General features: G+C 52.2%; 22 protein-coding genes. 21 read left to right on the top strand and 1 reads right to left on the bottom strand.

The window, feature by feature from the left end:
- Nucleotides 1–27: 27 nt before the first annotated feature.
- The 20 genes from rplO (at nt 28) to V8I28_RS10260 (ending at nt 14,538) form a co-directional block, all read left to right on the top strand.
- Nucleotides 28–462 (top strand): 50S ribosomal protein L15, encoded by a 435-nt coding sequence (gene rplO / locus V8I28_RS10355; protein ID WP_020090129.1) that lies wholly within the window; start codon nt 28–30, stop codon nt 460–462.
- Nucleotides 462–1,793, top strand: a complete 1,332-nt coding sequence (gene secY, locus V8I28_RS10350) for a preprotein translocase subunit SecY (protein ID WP_341780041.1) — start codon at nt 462–464, stop codon at nt 1,791–1,793. Before rplO ends, secY begins: the two co-directional genes overlap by 1 nt.
- Nucleotides 1,794–1,886: 93 nt before the next feature.
- The gene (locus V8I28_RS10345) at nt 1,887–2,537 is read left to right on the top strand and encodes an adenylate kinase (protein ID WP_341780102.1); all 651 of its coding nucleotides are present in this window, start codon (nt 1,887–1,889) and stop codon (nt 2,535–2,537) included.
- 164 nt (nt 2,538–2,701) lie between these two features.
- Nucleotides 2,702–2,920 carry a translation initiation factor IF-1 gene (gene infA / locus V8I28_RS10340; RefSeq protein ID WP_011668477.1) on the top strand — a complete coding sequence of 73 codons (219 nt, stop codon included), beginning with the start codon at nt 2,702–2,704 and terminating at the stop codon, nt 2,918–2,920.
- 29 nt (nt 2,921–2,949) lie between these two features.
- Complete coding sequence (rpmJ, locus tag V8I28_RS10335) at nt 2,950–3,069, top strand: 50S ribosomal protein L36 (protein WP_011668476.1); 120 nt, start codon at nt 2,950–2,952, stop codon at nt 3,067–3,069.
- Between the two features lie 26 nt (nt 3,070–3,095).
- Nucleotides 3,096–3,461 carry a 30S ribosomal protein S13 gene (gene rpsM / locus V8I28_RS10330; protein ID WP_057734531.1) on the top strand — a complete coding sequence of 122 codons (366 nt, stop codon included), beginning with the start codon at nt 3,096–3,098 and terminating at the stop codon, nt 3,459–3,461.
- A 17-nt stretch (nt 3,462–3,478) separates the two neighbouring features.
- On the top strand, nt 3,479–3,868 hold the full coding sequence (gene rpsK / locus V8I28_RS10325) for a 30S ribosomal protein S11 (protein WP_125574870.1): 390 nt from the start codon (nt 3,479–3,481) through the stop codon (nt 3,866–3,868).
- 87 nt (nt 3,869–3,955) lie between these two features.
- The gene (locus tag V8I28_RS10320; RefSeq protein ID WP_341780038.1) at nt 3,956–4,906 is read left to right on the top strand and encodes a DNA-directed RNA polymerase subunit alpha; all 951 of its coding nucleotides are present in this window, start codon (nt 3,956–3,958) and stop codon (nt 4,904–4,906) included.
- A 30-nt stretch (nt 4,907–4,936) separates the two neighbouring features.
- Nucleotides 4,937–5,320 (top strand): 50S ribosomal protein L17, encoded by a 384-nt coding sequence (rplQ, locus tag V8I28_RS10315; RefSeq protein ID WP_168848749.1) that lies wholly within the window; start codon nt 4,937–4,939, stop codon nt 5,318–5,320.
- Nucleotides 5,321–5,628: 308 nt separating this feature from the next.
- Nucleotides 5,629–6,468: an energy-coupling factor ABC transporter ATP-binding protein gene (locus V8I28_RS10310; protein ID WP_341780037.1), complete on the top strand. Its 840-nt coding sequence runs from the start codon at nt 5,629–5,631 to the stop codon at nt 6,466–6,468.
- The gene (locus V8I28_RS10305) at nt 6,444–7,316 is read left to right on the top strand and encodes an energy-coupling factor ABC transporter ATP-binding protein (protein WP_341780036.1); all 873 of its coding nucleotides are present in this window, start codon (nt 6,444–6,446) and stop codon (nt 7,314–7,316) included. Before V8I28_RS10310 ends, V8I28_RS10305 begins: the two co-directional genes overlap by 25 nt.
- Entirely contained in the window at nt 7,309–8,109 is an 801-nt protein-coding gene (locus V8I28_RS10300) for an energy-coupling factor transporter transmembrane component T family protein (RefSeq protein WP_341780035.1), read from the top strand. The genes V8I28_RS10305 and V8I28_RS10300 overlap by 8 nt, the downstream gene beginning before the upstream one ends.
- A gap of 8 nt (nt 8,110–8,117) precedes the next feature.
- Complete coding sequence (gene truA / locus V8I28_RS10295; protein WP_341780034.1) at nt 8,118–8,915, top strand: tRNA pseudouridine(38-40) synthase TruA; 798 nt, start codon at nt 8,118–8,120, stop codon at nt 8,913–8,915.
- Nucleotides 8,916–9,052: 137 nt separating this feature from the next.
- Nucleotides 9,053–9,496: a 50S ribosomal protein L13 gene (gene rplM / locus V8I28_RS10290; RefSeq protein WP_168901474.1), complete on the top strand. Its 444-nt coding sequence runs from the start codon at nt 9,053–9,055 to the stop codon at nt 9,494–9,496.
- Nucleotides 9,497–9,509: 13 nt separating this feature from the next.
- Nucleotides 9,510–9,902, top strand: a complete 393-nt coding sequence (gene rpsI, locus V8I28_RS10285) for a 30S ribosomal protein S9 (RefSeq protein WP_011668466.1) — start codon at nt 9,510–9,512, stop codon at nt 9,900–9,902.
- A 243-nt stretch (nt 9,903–10,145) separates the two neighbouring features.
- Complete coding sequence (locus tag V8I28_RS10280) at nt 10,146–10,886, top strand: SDR family NAD(P)-dependent oxidoreductase (protein WP_341780033.1); 741 nt, start codon at nt 10,146–10,148, stop codon at nt 10,884–10,886.
- A gap of 182 nt (nt 10,887–11,068) precedes the next feature.
- Nucleotides 11,069–12,433 (top strand): TrkH family potassium uptake protein, encoded by a 1,365-nt coding sequence (locus V8I28_RS10275; RefSeq protein ID WP_341780032.1) that lies wholly within the window; start codon nt 11,069–11,071, stop codon nt 12,431–12,433.
- Nucleotides 12,434–12,446: 13 nt separating this feature from the next.
- A complete protein-coding gene (locus tag V8I28_RS10270; protein ID WP_168899158.1) occupies nt 12,447–13,109 on the top strand; it encodes a potassium channel family protein in 663 nt (220 codons plus the stop codon).
- Between the two features lie 252 nt (nt 13,110–13,361).
- Nucleotides 13,362–13,880 carry a Panacea domain-containing protein gene (locus V8I28_RS10265; RefSeq protein ID WP_341780031.1) on the top strand — a complete coding sequence of 173 codons (519 nt, stop codon included), beginning with the start codon at nt 13,362–13,364 and terminating at the stop codon, nt 13,878–13,880.
- A gap of 181 nt (nt 13,881–14,061) precedes the next feature.
- Nucleotides 14,062–14,538: a Cro/Cl family transcriptional regulator gene (locus tag V8I28_RS10260; RefSeq protein ID WP_341780030.1), complete on the top strand. Its 477-nt coding sequence runs from the start codon at nt 14,062–14,064 to the stop codon at nt 14,536–14,538.
- A 109-nt stretch (nt 14,539–14,647) separates the two neighbouring features.
- Here V8I28_RS10260 and asnA read toward each other — a convergent pair whose 3' ends face one another.
- Nucleotides 14,648–15,655: an aspartate--ammonia ligase gene (gene asnA, locus V8I28_RS10255; protein WP_341780029.1), complete on the bottom strand. Its 1,008-nt coding sequence runs from the start codon at nt 15,653–15,655 to the stop codon at nt 14,648–14,650.
- Between the two features lie 638 nt (nt 15,656–16,293).
- Between asnA and V8I28_RS10250 the strand changes: the two genes are divergently transcribed.
- Complete coding sequence (locus V8I28_RS10250; protein ID WP_341780028.1) at nt 16,294–17,721, top strand: amino acid permease; 1,428 nt, start codon at nt 16,294–16,296, stop codon at nt 17,719–17,721.
- Nucleotides 17,722–17,739: the final 18 nt, after the last annotated feature.

Raw genomic sequence — 17,739 nt, 5'->3', positions numbered from 1 at the left:
TCATTTTATAAGGAGGTGCGCAATAGCATGAAGTTGAATGAACTAAAACCTGCTGAAGGCTCACGGAAGGTTCGTAACCGGGTTGGCCGTGGTGATTCATCTGGTAACGGTAAGACTGCTGGTCGTGGCCAAAAGGGTCAAAAGGCTCGTAGCAAGACTCGTTTGGGTTTTGAAGGTGGCCAAATGCCACTGTACCGTCGGATTCCAAAGCGTGGGTTTACCAACATTAACCGTAAGGAATTTGCTGTCGTAAACTTATCTGCTTTGAACGTCTTTGATGATGGTGCTGAAGTTACGCCAGCTGCCTTAGTTGAAGCCGGTATCGTGAAGAACGAAAAAGCCGGTATCAAGATCTTAGGTAACGGCGAAGTAACGAAGAAGTTAACGGTTAAAGCCGCTAAGTTCTCCAAGTCAGCTGCCGAAGCTATCGAAGCTGCTGGTGGTAAGACTGAGGTGATTTAATGCTCTCAAGCTTAAAAAACGCGTTTAAGATTAAAGATATTCGTAAAAAGATTCTCTTTACTCTTCTGGTTTTGATTGTCTTTCGGTTGGGTACCTATATTACTGTCCCCGGCATTAACGCAAAGGCACTTCAAAGCGTTGCGTCTTCTGGGTTAGTTAGTATTTTAGATACCTTCAGTGGTGGTGGGTTGACCAACTATTCCATCTTCGCGATGGGGGTTTCACCTTACATCACTGCACAAATCGTTATTCAATTGCTACAAATGGACATCGTTCCGCGCTTCGTTGAATGGAGTAAGCAAGGGGACGTTGGACGGCGGAAGTTAAACCAAGCAACTCGTTACTTAGCGATTGCGTTAGCCTTCGTTCAGTCGATCGGGATCACCGCTGGTTTCAGTGCGTTAAGCTCAATGAAACTGGTGCAAAATCCAAGTGTGACGACGTATCTCTCCATCGGGTTAATCCTGACGGGTGGGACCATGTTGACCACTTGGATGGGTGATATGATCACCGATCGTGGTTTAGGGAACGGGATTTCAATGATTATCTTTGCCGGTATCATTGCCCGGACCCCAACCGCTGTCTACAAACTCTACAAGGATTACTTCGTTGACATCGCGACCGGCGACATGTGGAAGAGTGTCCTCTTCGTATTGGGCTTGGTGGTCTTGGTTCTGGTGATCATCACGTTTACGACGTGGGTTCAACAGGCCGAACGCCGGGTTCCGATGCAGTACACGCGGCGGGTATCTGGTTCGCCAGATAGCAGCTACCTTCCATTAAAGGTTAACGTTGCGGGTGTTATCCCGGTTATCTTCGCAAGTTCGTTTATTGCCACGCCACAGACTATTCTGATGGCGTTCCAAAACACCCACTCGCAGGATGCCTGGTATCAAACCATGACGAACCTCTTTAACATGCAAACCGTTGATGGTGCCATTCTGTACACCGTTCTGATCATTGTGTTCACGTTCTTCTATGCGTTCGTGCAAGTCAACCCAGAAAAGTTGTCTGAGAACCTGCAAAAGCAGGGGAGCTACATTCCTGGTGTTTGGCCTGGTCATGAAACGCAGTCATACGTTTCCAGTTTGTTGATGCGACTCAGCACCGTTGGGTCACTCTTCCTTGGATTCATTTCCTTAATTCCGTTGTTAGCCCAAAATCTTTGGGACTTAGATGAGTCTATTGGTTTAGGTGGGACCAGCCTCTTAATCGTCGTTGGTGTGGCCATCGAAACCATGCGTCAGGTTGACGGATTGATGATGAAGCGCGAATACGTCGGCTTTATTCAAGGATCACCAGATGATCCGCAAGGTCCAGAACCAGCTTAATGAGTTTCCAGCGGGTGTGTTGATCTAATTGGCACACCTGCTTGTGTATTTCAGACTAATAATTTTGAAATAAGGAGAACGAACATGACAGCAATGAATTTAATCCTCATGGGCCTACCAGGTGCCGGTAAAGGAACCCAAGCCCAAAAGATTATCGATGAGTTCCACTTACCGCATATTTCTACGGGAGACATCTTCCGTGAAGCGATGAAGAACGAAACCGAAATGGGTTTGGCCGCTAAGAAGTTCATCGACAAAGGTGAACTGGTACCGGATGAAGTCACGAATGGCATCGTTCGGGATCGCTTAGCTCAAGATGATACCAAGGTTGGTTTCATGTTGGATGGGTTCCCCCGGTCCATTGATCAGGCCGAAGCTTTAGATAGCTTTGGTCCCGAACTGAACCGGACCATCAACGCCGTGATTAACATTCACGTTGAACCCGATGTCTTGGTTGAACGCCTTTCCGGTCGGTACATCTGCCGGACTTGTGGCGCAACGTATCACAAGCTGTACAACAATCCTAAGGTTGAAGGCACTTGTGATGTCTGTGGCGGCCATGATTTCTATCAACGTGAAGACGATAAGCCGGAAACGGTGAAGAATCGTCTGGCTGTTAACCTAAAGGCCAACACGCCACTCGTTGATTACTACACCAAGAAGGGCTTGCTCTTCACGGTGGATGGTGACCGGGCTATCGATGATGTCTACGCCGACATCGAAAAGATCTTGAAGAATCTGTAGGTTTTACTAAGTTCTTGCTAAGTTGTGGGAATTATGGTAGACTTATTCAGGTTTAGCCTGTAAATGGCGCGCTGTCGCAATTCACAGGTGCTAGGTGGGAGCAATATCCTTGCCCCTGCTGCTTTTACGTGTATTTTACACGCAATTAAAAGGGAGGTACTTTCGTGGCGAAAAGCGATGTCATCGAAGTCGAAGGTAAAGTTACCGAAACATTGCCTAATGCAATGTTCCGGGTCGAATTAGAAAACGGTCATGAGATTCTCGCTCACGTCTCCGGTAAGATTCGGATGCACTACATCCGGATTCTGCCTGGTGATCGAGTAACTGTTGAAATGTCACCGTATGACTTGTCTAAAGGCCGGATTACTTATCGTTTCAAGTAACCGCCTGGACAGATGTAGGAGGGATATTCATGAAAGTAAGACCATCAGTTAAGCCAATGTGCGAACACTGCAAGGTTATCAAGCGTAAGGGTCGAGTAATGGTTATTTGCTCAGCCAACCCTAAGCATAAACAACGCCAGGGTAAGTAATTCAATTTATAGGAGGTGCACATTTAATGCCACGTATTGCTGGAGTGGATTTACCACGTGATAAGAAAATCGCTTATGGTTTGACTTACATTTTTGGTATTGGTATCAACACCGCACACAAGATTGTTGCGGATGCTGGTGTCGCAGAAGACGTTCGGGTTCGCGATTTGACACCTGATCAAGAAGACAAGGTTCGTGCCGAAGTCGACAAGTACAAGGTCGAAGGTGACTTACGTCGTGAAGTTAGCCTGAACATCAAGAACTTGCAAGAAATCGGTTCTTACCGTGGGATGCGTCACCGTCGCGGTTTGCCTGTTCGCGGCCAACACACCAAAAACAACGCCCGCACTCGGAAGGGTAAAGCCGTTTCGATTGCCGGTAAGAAGAAGTAAAGGAGGGTCAACACTTTATGGCTACTAGAAAAACTAGTCGCAAGCGTCGGGTCAAAAAGAACATTGAATCCGGTGTTGCACACATTCATGCTACGTTTAACAACACATTGGTCATGATCACGGACGTTCAAGGGAACGCCATTGCCTGGTCATCTGCTGGTGCTTTAGGGTTCAAGGGTAGTCGGAAATCAACACCATTTGCTGCCCAAATGGCTGCTGAAGCCGCTGCTAAGGCCTCACAAGAACACGGTGTTAAGTCCGTTGAAGTTGCTGTCAAGGGTCCTGGTTCAGGACGTGAAGCTGCTATCCGGGCCATCCAAGCTGCTGGTATCGAAGTTACGGCTATTCGTGACGTTACGCCAGTGCCTCATAATGGGACTCGTCCTCCAAAGCGCCGTCGGGTTTAACGTGAGCGTTTCATTAATGAGGGTAACCTTCATGATGGGATTGACTTATAGGAGCTCAACGCGGTTTGAAAGGGGTAAACGATAAGAATGATTGAATTTGAAAAGCCTAACATTCATAAAATTGATGAGAGTAGCAACTACGGTAAGTTTGTTGTTGAGCCGTTGGAACGTGGTTACGGGACAACGCTTGGGAACTCCTTACGGCGGATCTTGCTTTCATCATTACCTGGTGCAGCTGTTACCAGCATTCAAATCGACGGGGTTTTACATGAATTTTCCACGGTTGAAGGGGTCGTTGAAGACGTTACGCAGATCATCTTAAATGTTAAGAAGATCGCGTTGAAGCTTAACGGTTCCGACGATCAGGAAGAATCCATGGAGATCAACGTTAAGGGACCAGCCCAAATCACTGCCGGTGATATTGTGGCGGGTGCCGATGTTGATATCTTAAACCCAGATCTGTACATTGCTACGGTTGCCGATGGGGCAACGTTCCATATGCGGATGACTGCGGATAAGGGCCGTGGCTATGTTTCTGCTGATGAGCACAAAGCTCAGAACACGGAAATGCCAATTGGTGTTTTAGCCGTTGATTCCATTTACACCCCAATCGAACGGGTTAACTACCAAGTAGAGAATGCACGGGTTGGCCAACGGGCTGACTACGATAAATTGACCCTGGATGTTTGGACAAACGGTTCAATTAATCCAAGCGAAGCCATTTCATTGGCTGCCAAGATCTTGACCGAACATCTGGCTATGTTTGTCGACCTGACTGACGAAGCTAAGAATGCGGAAATCATGGTTGAAAAAGAAGAAACGCATAAGGAAAAGATGCTTGAGATGACCATCGAAGAGCTCGACTTATCCGTTCGTTCTTACAACTGCTTGAAGCGTGCTGGTATCAACACGGTTCAGGAACTGACTAACAAGACTGAAGCAGATATGATGAAGGTTCGTAACTTGGGTCGCAAGTCCCTTGAAGAAGTTAAGGCTAAGTTAGCTGACTTAGGTTTGTCACTTCGGAAGGAAGACTAATTTTAGACACTCAAAGGAGGGTTTCTGGTTATGAGTTACCGTAAATTACAACGGACTAGTTCTCAACGTCGTGCTTTGTTACGCGATTTGACTACCAGTTTAATTTTAAACGGCCGCATCGAAACGACTGAAGCACGCGCTAAAGAAGTTCGGAAGACGGCTGACCAAATGATTACCTTGGGTAAGCAAGGCGACTTGCATGCTCGGCGTCAAGCTGCTGCGTTCATCCGTAACGTGGTTGCCGATGTTAAGGAAGACGGCGATGATGTTGTCGTTACCAGCGCATTACAAAAGGTATTCAGCGAATTAGCACCTAAGTACGCCGACCGTAACGGTGGTTACACGCGTATCTTAAAGACGATGCCTCGTCGCGGTGATGGTGCCGCTATGGCAGTTCTGGAATTCGTTGACTAATTTTTAGTCCGCGGTTCAAGGTGTCTTCTCGACCTTAAACGGGGAACCAATATGTTTTAAATTAATCACTAGAACCATGTGGTATAGAGCGCTACGATGATGGGGAAATCTTTCCGAGTCTAGCTTGAATGGGGGCTAATGCCTCAGCGCCGCTGGTTTGTTAGTGATTTTTTTATACCCTTTTTTGGGGTGGCGATCACGGTCCCAGCAAAATTGGGTTTTTTCCGGGAAATCGGCGGCCAACGCTTCGGTCTTAGCGGGATTTTTGGTATAATTAGCGGTGACTTTTTTAAAGGAGAAACGGGCGGATGGCAAATATCATTGAAGTAAAACATCTCACTTATCGCTATCAAGCAGACGATGCGCGGCCGGCCTTGGACGACGTGAGCTTTAACGTTCATGCCGGCGAGTGGCTGGCCATCGTTGGGCACAACGGGAGTGGCAAGTCCACCCTCGCCAAGTCCCTGGACGGCCTCTTGCCGTTTACGACCGGGGACGTCACCGTGGGCGGCATTCAATTGACGCCGGCGACCGTCTGGCAGGTCCGTGAGAAGATTGGCATGATCTTCCAGAACCCAGACAACCAGTTCGTGGGCGCCACTGTTGCCGATGACGTAGCCTTTGGCTTGGAGAACCGGCAAATTCCGCGCGACGAGATGGTCCCGCGCGTGGCGGCCGCGATCGAACAGGTCGGCATGGCCGACTTTGCCCACCGCGAACCCAGCTCTCTGTCCGGGGGGCAGAAGCAACGGGTGGCTCTGGCCGGTATCGTGGCGATTGCGCCGGACGTGCTGATCCTGGACGAGGCCACCAGCATGCTGGACCCTCAGGGACGTCGGGAGATGTTGGCGTTGGTCCGGCAGTTACGGACCGAACGGCATCTGACGGTGATTTCCATCACCCACGACATCGACGAGGCCGCCGGGGCCGACCGCATCCTGGTGATTGACGATGGTCGGTTGGTTGACGAGGCCGACCCGGCGACCATCTTTGCGCAGGCCGACCGGTTGGTTCAGCTGGGGCTGGACGTGCCCTTTACGGCAAAATTAAAGGCGGCGTTACGGCAGCGGGGCATCGAGCCCCCGGCCGCGTACCAGACGACCGCGGAAATGGAGGAGTGGCTGTGGCAATCACTTTCGAACACGTAAGCTATACGTATCAGGCGGGAACGCCCATGGCCACGTCCGCCGTTGACGACGTGTCCTTCCACGTGCCGGACCACAGCTACCTGGCCATCGTCGGGCATACCGGAAGTGGCAAGTCCACGCTGATTCAGCAGATTAACGCCCTGTTGAAGCCCACGAGCGGCCAGATCACGGTGGACGACTTCACGATTACGCCGAAGACCACCAACGCCGACCTCAAGCCGTTGCGACAGCACGTCGGCATGGTCTTTCAGTTCCCCGAGAGCCAGCTGTTCGAGGAGACGATTCGCCAGGATATCGCGTTTGGCCCGAAGAACTTTGGCATGGGGGAGACCGATGCTAATAAATTAGCCGACGCCATGCTGCAGACGGTGGGGCTCGATAGTAGTTACGCCGACCGCTCACCGTTCGAGCTGTCTGGGGGGCAGATGCGCCGGGTCGCCATCGCCGGCGTCTTGGCCATGCGGCCGCAAGTGCTGGTCCTGGACGAACCCACGGCCGGTCTCGATCCGCAGGGCCGCCAAGAGATGATGGCCCTCTTCGCCCGCTTGCACCGGGAGCAGGGGTTAAGCATCGTGCTGGTGACCCACCAGATGGAAGATGTGGCCCAGTACGCCGAGCAGGTCGCCGTGATGCGGGCCGGCAAATTGGTGAAGTTTGGCACGCCCCACGACGTCTTTAGGGATGCGGCGTGGCTAAAGGCCAACCAACTCGACATGCCGCGCGCGGCACAATTTGCCCAGCGATTGGCCGACCGGGGGCTTGCCTTTGACCGGCTGCCGCTGACCGCCGAACAGTTGGCGGACCAACTGGCCGCGCGTTGGCCACGAGAGGGGGCCGCCCATGTCTAAATTCATCTTTGGGCGGTATTTGCCCTTAAATTCGGTGGTCCACCACCTGGACCCGCGAAATAAATTACTCCTGAGCTTCTGTTATATCGTGTTGGTCTTCATGGCCAACAACCCGGTGAGTTACCTGCTAATCATCGCTTTTACGGTCGGCGCCATCCTGGCGTCCAAGATTAGCCTGGGCTTCTTCTTGCGGGGGATTCGACCGCTGTTGTGGCTGATTGTCTTCACCGTGGTCTTACAGCTCCTGTTCAGTCCCACCGGCGGGCACGTGTACTTTCACTGGGCGTTTATCAATATCACCCAGTTCGGCCTGATTAACGCCGGGTACATCTTCATCCGCTTCCTGTTGATTATCATGATGTCCACGCTGCTGACGTTGTCCACCCAGCCGCTGGATATCGCCACCGGACTGGCGTCTCTGATGAAACCTTTGCGGTGGGTCAAGGTGCCGGTGGATACGCTGGCCATGATGCTGTCGATAGCCCTGCGGTTCGTCCCGACGCTGATGGACGAGGCCACCAAGATCATGAATGCCCAGCGTGCCCGGGGCGTGGACTTCGGGGAAGGGGGCCTGTTGAAGCAGGCCAAGTCCCTGATTCCCTTGATGGTGCCACTGTTCATGAGCGCCTTCAACCGGGCCGAGGACCTGTCGATCGCGATGGAAGCGCGGGGGTATCAGGACAGCGAGCACCGCAGTCAGTATCGTATTTTGACTTGGCAACGACGAGATACGGTGACCTGGCTGATTTTCGTGGCGGTCTTAGCCGCCATATTAGCAACCCGTCGTTGGTAGGAGGAAATATGCAACGTTATAAAGTAACTTTTATGTATGATGGTACCAACTTTGCCGGCTTTCAGCGGCAACCCCACAAGCGGACCGTGGAGAGCGTGCTGACGCAGGTCGTCAATAAGATGGCCAAGAATCCCGACCCGGCCATCGTGATTTACGGGTCGGGCCGGACCGATGCCGGGGTCCACGCCTTGGCGCAGGTGGCCCACTTCGACTTTCCCTTCATCATTCCTGCGGAGAGCATGCGCAAGGGCTTAAACAGCATGTTACCGATGGATATGGAGGTCTTAAAGGTCGAGGCGGTCGCCAGTACCTTTCACGCCCGCTACGACGTCTCCGGCAAGCGCTACCTGTACCGGATGGATCTGGGAGAATTCCGGAATCCCTTTAAACGCAATTATACGGGCCACTGGAAGTTTCCGGTGGATTTAGGTAAGATTAATCAAGCACTGGGCGATCTGGTCGGAGAACACGATTTTACCAGTTTCGTGGCCTCTGGGGCCCAGACGCGGACCTTCGTGCGGACCATCTATGAGGCCACCTGCCACATCGACCAGGCCAATAACGAATTGGTCTTCGAATTCTACGGTAATGGCTTCATGTACAATCAGGTCCGGATCATGGTCGGCGTGCTCGTGGAGATTGGCGCGGGGACGCGGCCGGTGCACGATATCTTACGCTTATACGAAGTGAAGGACCGTCGGCAGGCTAGGCGAACGGTGCCTGCCGCGGGTTTATATTTGAAACATGTTTATTACCAAGGCGAGGACCCGGAGCATCCCACCAAGTTGCCGCAACATCAGCGGTAATTTTGGTTAAGGGGCAAACAATCATTGACTTTATGGTGAAAACTTTGTATTATGGTTGTTGGTATTGTTTGCCCCACGATAAGCCCCGGAAAGTTTACTTGGTGTCAGACAAACACAGATTTATGGAGGAATTTAACGTGCGTACAACTTATATGGCAAAACCCAACGATGTTGACCGCAAATGGTACATCGTCGACGCAACTGATGTTAGCTTAGGTCGTCTTGCTTCAGTCGTTGCTTCTGTATTACGTGGTAAGAACAAGCCAACGTTCACCCCTAACGTGGACACTGGTGATAACGTAATCGTCATCAACGCTGAAAAAGTCGCTTTAACTGGCCGTAAGGCAGCCGACAAGATTTACTACCACCACACTGGTTTCGCTGGTGGCTTGAAGTCACGGACTGCTGGTAACTTCCGGGATCAAAACCCAGAAAAATTGATCGAAACTTCTGTTCAAGGTATGCTCCCTAAGAACTCCTTAGGTCACCACATGGCATTGAAGCTTCACGTGTACGCTGGTGCAGACCACAAGCACGAAGCACAAAAGCCAGAAGTATTAGACATTACTAACCTAATCTAAGGAGGAAACCAAATTGGCACAAGTTCAATATCGCGGCACTGGCCGTCGTAAAAACTCCTCTGCACGTGTACGTTTAGTACCCGGCTCAGGTAAGATTGTTATGAACAACAAGGCAATCGAAGACTACATTCCATTCGCAAGTATTCGTGAAGTTGTTTTACAACCATTCAACGTTACGGAAACGCTCGGTAACTACGATGCATTAGTTACTGTTCGTGGTGGCGGTTTCTCCGGCCAAGCCGGCGCAACTCGTCATGGGATCGCTCGGGCATTGCTCGAAGTTGACCCAGATTTCCGTGGCCCATTGAAGCGTGCGGGTCTCTTGACTCGTGACGCCCGGATGAAAGAACGGAAGAAGCCAGGTCTCAAGAAGGCACGTAAGGCTTCACAATTCTCCAAGCGTTAATATTTCGATATTATCTATTGGGAAATCCTCACCATTTTTGGTGGGGATTTTTTGTTAGGACAGTTTTTGCCAATTACTTGGTATTGTTCATCGTGGACAAATTCGCTTAAATGATTATTTCGGTCAATCAATAAGTAAATGTTGTGCTAAAATAATCTTGTGCTTGTTAGTAATTTCACTTTACAAAAGCAATTGATTGATTAGGTCATTTGTTGCTAGACATAGATTTATGGAGGTAATCGGATGGCAGATTTATCAGGTAAAACAGCTTTAGTTACAGGTGGCACAAGCGGAATTGGAACGGCAATCGTCGAAAACTTCATTAACAGTGGCGCTAAGGTTGTCTTTACCGGCCGGAATGTCGAAGCCGGTCAAAAGATTCAGGAGCGTCTGGGTGATAAGGCATACTTTATTAAGCAAGATGTCTCTGACGCCGAGGCTTGGCCCCAGGTGGTCAGCGAAGGCGAACAGCATTTTTCCACATCCTTTGACATCTTAGTCAATAATGCAGGGATTGCGATTCAAAGTTCCATTGAGGATGTTTCGATTGCCGATTACGACAAGGTCGTTAAGATTAACCAGTACGGTGTCTTCTACGGGATGAAATACACGTTGCCTTCATTGAAGAAGAATGGGAACGGCTCGATCATTAACATTTCGTCAGTTGCTGGGATGGCCGGCTTCGCAGACTTGAGTGGCTACGTCTCCAGTAAGTGGGCCGTTCGGGGGATGAGCAAGGGGGCTGCGCTCGAATTCACCAAGTATGGTGTGCGGGTCAACTCGGTTCACCCCGGCGTGATTAAGACGCCGATTCTGGATACGACGAGCGAAGAATCCCTGAAGGCTACCGAGTCGGCTATTCCGATGGGCCGGGTTGGCCGACCAGCCGAATTAGCCAACATGGTCAACTTCTTAGCCTCCGATGAAGCCAGTTATGCGACTGGACAAGAGTTTGTCGTTGATGGTGGCTTAACTACCCCATAACCTCAAGCATCGGTAAAAATCAAGAACCCTAACAAACTCATAGCAAGCCCCTTCCGCCACAACGCAACCTGACGGACTGGGCCGCTATGAGTTTTTCATTTTCCCCGGGATTAGGTGTTGTTTTCCCCCAGCGGTTGTCTTAGACTGGGGTAATGGATACTGATACGAGGCAAGGGACAATCATGGATAAAATTCGACATTCAAAGTTTTATGATTTATTTTTAAATACATTATCGAAAAAAATGGTAATGGGATTTCTATTAATTATTGCGATGGGGACGTTGATGTTAAGTCTGCCGGTGGCCACTTATCGCGATGCACCCGTTTCCTTTATCAATGCCTTGTTCACGGCGACCTCGGCGACCTGTATCACCGGGCTAACGGTGGTGAACACCGCCGAGACCTGGACGCCGTTTGGGCAGGTGGCCATCATGGTCATGACCGAGATTGGCGCGCTGGGCTACATGACGTTTGCGGTGTTGCTGTTTAACGTGATGCGGCGGCACCTGAACCTCTCCACCCAGCTGATGGTCAAGGAATCGCTGAATCTGGAGCATTTGCACGATACCAAGAGTGTCATGCGCTACGTCATTGTCCTGTCGGCGATCTTTCAGGTGGCGGGGATGATTCTGTTTTCGTTTGACTTCATCCCGCGTTACGGGTGGTCACAGGGCCTCTACATCTCGCTGTTCCACTCCGTCATGTCGTTTTGTAACGCGGGCTTCGACGTCTTCGGTAACAGCCTGATGGGCTTTCGCGATGATTCCTACATGCTACTGGTGACCACGCTACTAATCGTGGCCGGGGGACTGGGCTTCCTGGTCTGGCGCGACCTGCTACTCTTCCACGAGCGTAAACGCCTGACGTTGAATTCCAAGCTCACGCTGGTAACCACGCTGTCGCTGTTCGTGATTGGCTTTGTCATCCTGCTGGTCACGGAACGCGACTTGAGCCTGCTTCCCAAGGGGACGTCGTGGTTCAACCGGACGATTAACACGCTATTTTTGAGCGTGACACCGCGGACGGCGGGACTCGTTTCGCTGCCGACCAGCGAGCTTCACCCGGGGAGTATTTTTCTGATTATGATTCTGATGTTTATCGGTGGGACGCCCGGGTCAACCGCCGGGGGAATTAAGACCACGACGTTTGGCGTGCTGATGGTCCAGAGTATCGCGCAACTCCGCGGGAAAAAGGACGCGGAGTTCGCCCATCGCCGGTTCAGTCAGGCCAACGTCAGCCGGGCGCTGCTGCTGATCTTCATGGCCAGCGTCGTGATTGCTCTGGCCACGCTGGTGCTGACCCAGACGGAAAAGATTCCGCAAAACTTCGGCCTGGAGTACATCGTGTTCGAGGTGCTGTCGGCCTTTGGTAACGTGGGCTTGAGCCTCGGGTTGACGCCGCATCTGACGGTGATCGGCAAGGTCATTATTATGTTGTTAATGTTTATCGGCCGGGTCGGCATCTTCACCACGCTCTACACGTTGTCACGCCGGCAGGTTAAGAAGAACCTGATTCGTTATCCGGAAGAAAATATCTTAATTGGTTAGGGGAGTCTGAGAAATGAAAAAGAGTTTTGCTGTATTAGGCCTCGGCCGGTTTGGACAGAGTGTCGTGGAAACCTTGGCGGAGACCCACCAAGACGTGCTGGCCGTGGACGTTCAGGAGGCGCCCGTCAACGAAATGACGGAGATTGCCACCCAGACGCTGGTCGCCGATACCCGAGACGAAGAGGTCCTGCGCGAGTTAAACATCGACACCTTCGACTACGTGATTGTCGGAATTGGCAACAACATGGAAGCCAGCATCCTGACGACCATGTTGGCCAAGGAGCTGGGCGCCGAGAAGGTGATTGCCAAGGCTGAAACCAGCGACCACGGCCGCGTGCTCAAGCGGGTGGGGGCCGATCAGGTGATCTTCCCCGAACGCGATATGGGGCACAGCATCGTCCGCAAGTTGCTTTCCAATCATATTTTAAATTTTATTGACTTGAGTGATAAATACACGCTGGCCGAGGTGGTCATCACTGATCCGACCTTCGTCAACCAGAATCTGATTGACCTGAACCTCCGTAAGCGTTTCGACCTGACGATTATCGCCATTCAGCACGGCCAGAAGATTAATATCTCGCCGCAGCCGACCGATATGGTCCAGCTCCACGACGTGCTGACGGTGGTGGGGCCCATTGAGCACGTGGAGGCCCTAGACGAGGCGCTGAAGAAGTAGGGCTTGGTTCCCGACTATACCGGAATCGCCGAAGATTACCAGCAAAAACGCTTGCGAATTTGACAAGCCTGATTTCGCGGGATTCGTAAATGAAAATACGCTAAGTGTGAGCACCTGTCGAACAGATAGGTACTCTATTTGTCCGCCCATTTAACCTCTCAGCGGGTGGATACGATTGTCATTGAATTTCCACGGCCGGCTTGGTATGGTTAGACCACTAGAAGTTAACTGACAAAAGGGGACGAGGAACTCGTGAAAGTTAAACGGATGGTCAATTGGTTACGGGTACAAAGCGAGGCCCAGATGGGGATGTACGGGGCCGAGGAACTGACGCAGTGGAAAGCCATGGCCTTGCTCTATTACGTTCAGGGCACCTATCTGGCGATGTATGGGGTGCCGGCCTTCAAGGACGAGATTATCATCGAGAAGAACGGGCCGGTCATCGCGGCGGTGCGGGAGAAGTATCACGATCGCATCCGGATTGTCGGCAAGATTGGCAAGAAGGCGTGGGCCGATGACCTCGCCATCGAAGACCGTCACCCGCAGCTCCTGGACGTGCTACACGCCGTCTGGTTGGCCTATGGCGACATGTCGACGATCGAGTTGCGCCAGCAGATGCTCAAAGAGAAGCCCTGTCAGGAGACGCCGGTCGGTCACGCCATCGACCTGGACCGGCTGACGGCCTTCTTCCAGACGGACATCGTGGCCTTCCCCGATGATCCTGTTGCCGATCCCGTGGTGGATGCGGTTCACGCGGAACCGGTCGGCTAACGGCCATTTTCGACCACTGCGGAGAGTCACCGTCAACTAGTGAACACGTGAGCCATTTAATCCCCGGATAGATCAGGGGGTGGGTACGATTGCGGTTGTTTCTCGCAGCCTGACTTGTTATCATGGGGCTAGGCAAGGCGAGTAGACGGAGTTGACGCGAAGGCTTTTTAAGGAGGCCGACATGAACAACGATATCGATCAAATCGTAAATTGGTTCCGAGTTGAGAGCCATCAGCAGATGCAGGAGCTGGATGCCGATGAGCTGAGCCGGGGCAAGGTGAGCCAGCTGTTGTACTACGTGCAGGGGATCTGTGTGGTGGTCTACGGCATCCAAGCCTTCTCCGACAAGTTGGTCGCCGGCGACCATGGCGTGATGATCCCAGCGGTCGAGGCCCGCTACGCCGGTCAGACCAGCATCGTCGGGGATGTGAGCGACGCCGATCAAGCGGACCACGATTACCTGGACGGCATTCAGCAGTTTCGCGCGATTCTGGACTGCGTCTGGCTGACGTTCGGAGATCTCTCCGCCCTCCAGCTGATGGAACGCATCCAGTGTGACCAGCCGTGGGCGGAGACCCTGCCGGGACACGTCATCACCCTAGCGGCGTTAGATGATTTCTTTAAGGATAAGGTCAGTGCCCGCATTGGCACGGAGTAACCCTAACAAATTTAAAACTAACAGAGCATACAAAAGCGTCATTCGCGGTACCGAGGAACTTCCCCAGTCTAACGAATGACGCTTTTAACTTCTATATTAACAGTTGGTTTTAGAGTAAGTGAATGTTGGCGGCTTCGCATTGGTCGATCATGGCTTGAGGCCAGATGGACGTTTGGACTTCACCGACGTGGGCCTTGCCCAGCAGTAACATGCACAGCCGGGATTGGCCGATCCCGCCACCAATGGTGTAGGGGAGCTCTTCGTTCATGATCATTTGGTGATAGGGCAGCTTCAACCGGTCTTCGGCGTGGGCGATCTTCAACTGCTTCTTCATGGAAGCGGCGTCGACCCGCACGCCCATGCTGGAGATTTCGATGGCTTGTTGGAGGGGTTCGTACCAGAACATGATGTCGCCGTTTAATTCCCAGTCATCGTAGTCGGGGGCCCGGCCATCGTGGCGCTTGCCGCTCTTCAAGGCGCCACCGATCTTCATCAGGAAGACACAGCCCAGCTTCTTGCTGATGGCGTTCTCGCGTTCACGAGGCGTCATTTCGGGGTACATGTCCTCCAGCTCCTGCGTGGTGATGAAGTGAATCTCATCGGGCAAGTGGTGAACGGCTTGCGGGAACTTGTACCACACCTCGTGTTCCATGTGCTTGATGACCTTAAAGATGGTCCGAACGGTAGCCTTCAGGGTTTCTTCGGTCCGTTCGTCCTTGGCGATAACCTTTTCCCAGTCCCATTGGTCCACGTAAGCGGAGTGGAAGTTGTCCAGGTCCTCGTCCTTGCGAATGGCGTTCATGTTGGTGTAGAGACCTTCGTGCATCTTGAAGCCGTTCTTCTTTAAGGCCACGCGCTTCCACTTGGCGAGGGAGTGGACGATTTCAATAGTTGAGTCGCCCATGTCGGCCATGGTGAAGGAAACGGGCTTTTCCACGCCGTTCAGGTTGTCGTTTAACCCCGTGGACTTCTCCACGAACATTGGGGCGGTCAACCGGGAGAGGTTCAGCTGCTTGCCGAACTCGTCCTGGAAGGTTTCACGGATGTAGCGAATGGCTTCTTGGGTCTCTTTGACTGATAATTTCGGATCGTATGATTTGGGCACAATTAAATGCATAAGCGATTCTCCTTTGGGTTTTAGGTTCGAGATAAAATAAAAAAAGTTTTTCCATCCCTTGGTTATCAAGGGACGAAAAAACTTTCGCGGTACCACCCAAGTTGCCCACTCTAGAAATGGGCCAGCTCAATTAGAGTACAAACATACTCTACCGATGGTAACGTACCGGTTAACGGCTAACCCTACCGCGCGAAGCGTTTCAGGAAGCAACTAAGAAAGTGTTATTCCGAGTAGTCGCACGCTGATTGGGTTTGCACTAACTCCCAACTCACTGACAGGCCGACTAGCCGTACTCGTCTTTCCTCCGTTTTTTATCTTATGGCCTTAATCCTAGCACCTTTTTCAAATTTGTAAATAAGAAAATTAGAATTTCACGAGAATTTTTCAACAACTGACCGCCCCAAGCCGTACCACGACTGGGGGAGTGGGGCCGTCAAAAAAATTCGACCGGCGACGGAAATGTCCCGGTTATCCCACGCTTAGCCCGCCTGGCCGGATGCCCGTGAAAAAATCCGCACCAATCCCGGTAGAATACGCTTCCACCACCAGTTAGACCTTGACATTCCACCTACGCAAAATTAAAATATAATAATTGGTCTTACCAAATTCTCATGATATGGGTGGAAGGAGGGGTCACCATGGCCCAACGGCTACAGCAATTATTCATTAAGAAGCAGGTGCAGACCGATCTGTACAAGAAAACGGGGTTGGAAAAGACCCTAACTGCTTTCAGTCTTACCACAATGGGGATTGGAGCCATCGTGGGGTCCGGGATCTTCATCACCCCCGGGCTCATCGCGGCTAACTACACCGGCCCCAGCGTCATGCTGTCCTACGTGATTGCGGTGGTCGTCTGTGCGATGGCGGCCCTGTGTTATTCCGAATTCTCTTCAACTATTCCGTTGGCCGGGAGTGCCTATACCTACGTGTACGCCGTTTTCGGTGAATTCGTGGCCTGGATCCTCGGCTGGGCGTTAATCTCCGAGTACCTCTTCGCGGTGTCCTCGGTGGCCGTGAGCTGGTCGTCGTACTTCCAGAATCTGCTGGCGGGCTTCGGGGTCAAACTTCCCGCGGTCCTGCAGGCGGCGGCCGGTACCGCCGGCGTCAAGGGCGGGGGCATCGACATCATCGCCCTACTGATTACCATGCTGGTGGCGGCGCTGCTCTCCAAGGGAATTCGCGAATCCGCCCGCATTAATAACATTATGGTGATCGTTAAAATTTTAGTCATTCTGCTCTTCATTGCCATTGCCATCTTCTACGTCAAGCCGGCCAACTACCGGCCGTTCCTACCATATGGGACGCACGGCGTCTTCAAGGGGGCGGCGGTGGCCTTCTACGCCTACATCGGCTTCGATGCCGTGTCCACGGCCAGTGAAGAAGTGAAGAATCCCAAACGCAACATGCCCATCGGGATCATCTCGTCGCTGCTGGTGGCCGCCGTGCTCTACATCGGCTTGTCAGCCGTGCTGGTCGGGGTCGTCCACTACACGAAGCTGGGCGTGGCCGATCCGGTCGCGTTTGCGCTAAACCTGATTCATCAGGACTGGGCGGCTGGCGTGATTTCCTTCGGGGCCATCGTGGGGATGACCACGGTGCTCATCGTCATGTCCTACGGGGGCACGCGCCTGCTGTTCGCCATCAGTCGGGACGGCCTGTTGCCATCGGCCCTCAAGAAGCTTCACCCCAAGACGCACGTGCCCGTGGCCAACACCTGGATCTTCGGGGTGGTCGCCAGTGTCTTTGCGGCCTTCATTCCGATCGATAAGATTGCTGAGCTGGTCAATATCGGGACGCTGTCGGCGTTTGCGATGGTCTCGCTGGGGATTGTCTTCCTGCGCCACGACGAACGCTTCAAGAACATGGACACCTCGTTTAAGGTGCCGTGGTATCCGGTCCTGCCGATTGCCTCATTTCTGGCCTGCGTCTATCTCATGACGCAGCTACAACCTTTTACCTGGGAAGCTTTTGGCATCTGGGTGGTACTGGGGCTCATCGTCTACGTCAGCTACGGCTACCATCACAGCCGCGTGCGGCGCGAGGCGGGCGAAATTAAACAGGGTTAAAACAAAACATCGAAGCGT

It is taken from the genome of Levilactobacillus sp. HBUAS70063, assembly GCF_038374745.1.
In the GTDB taxonomy this organism is placed as follows: Bacteria; Bacillota; Bacilli; order Lactobacillales; family Lactobacillaceae; genus Levilactobacillus.
This window is presented reverse-complemented; position numbering and strand designations above follow the sequence as displayed.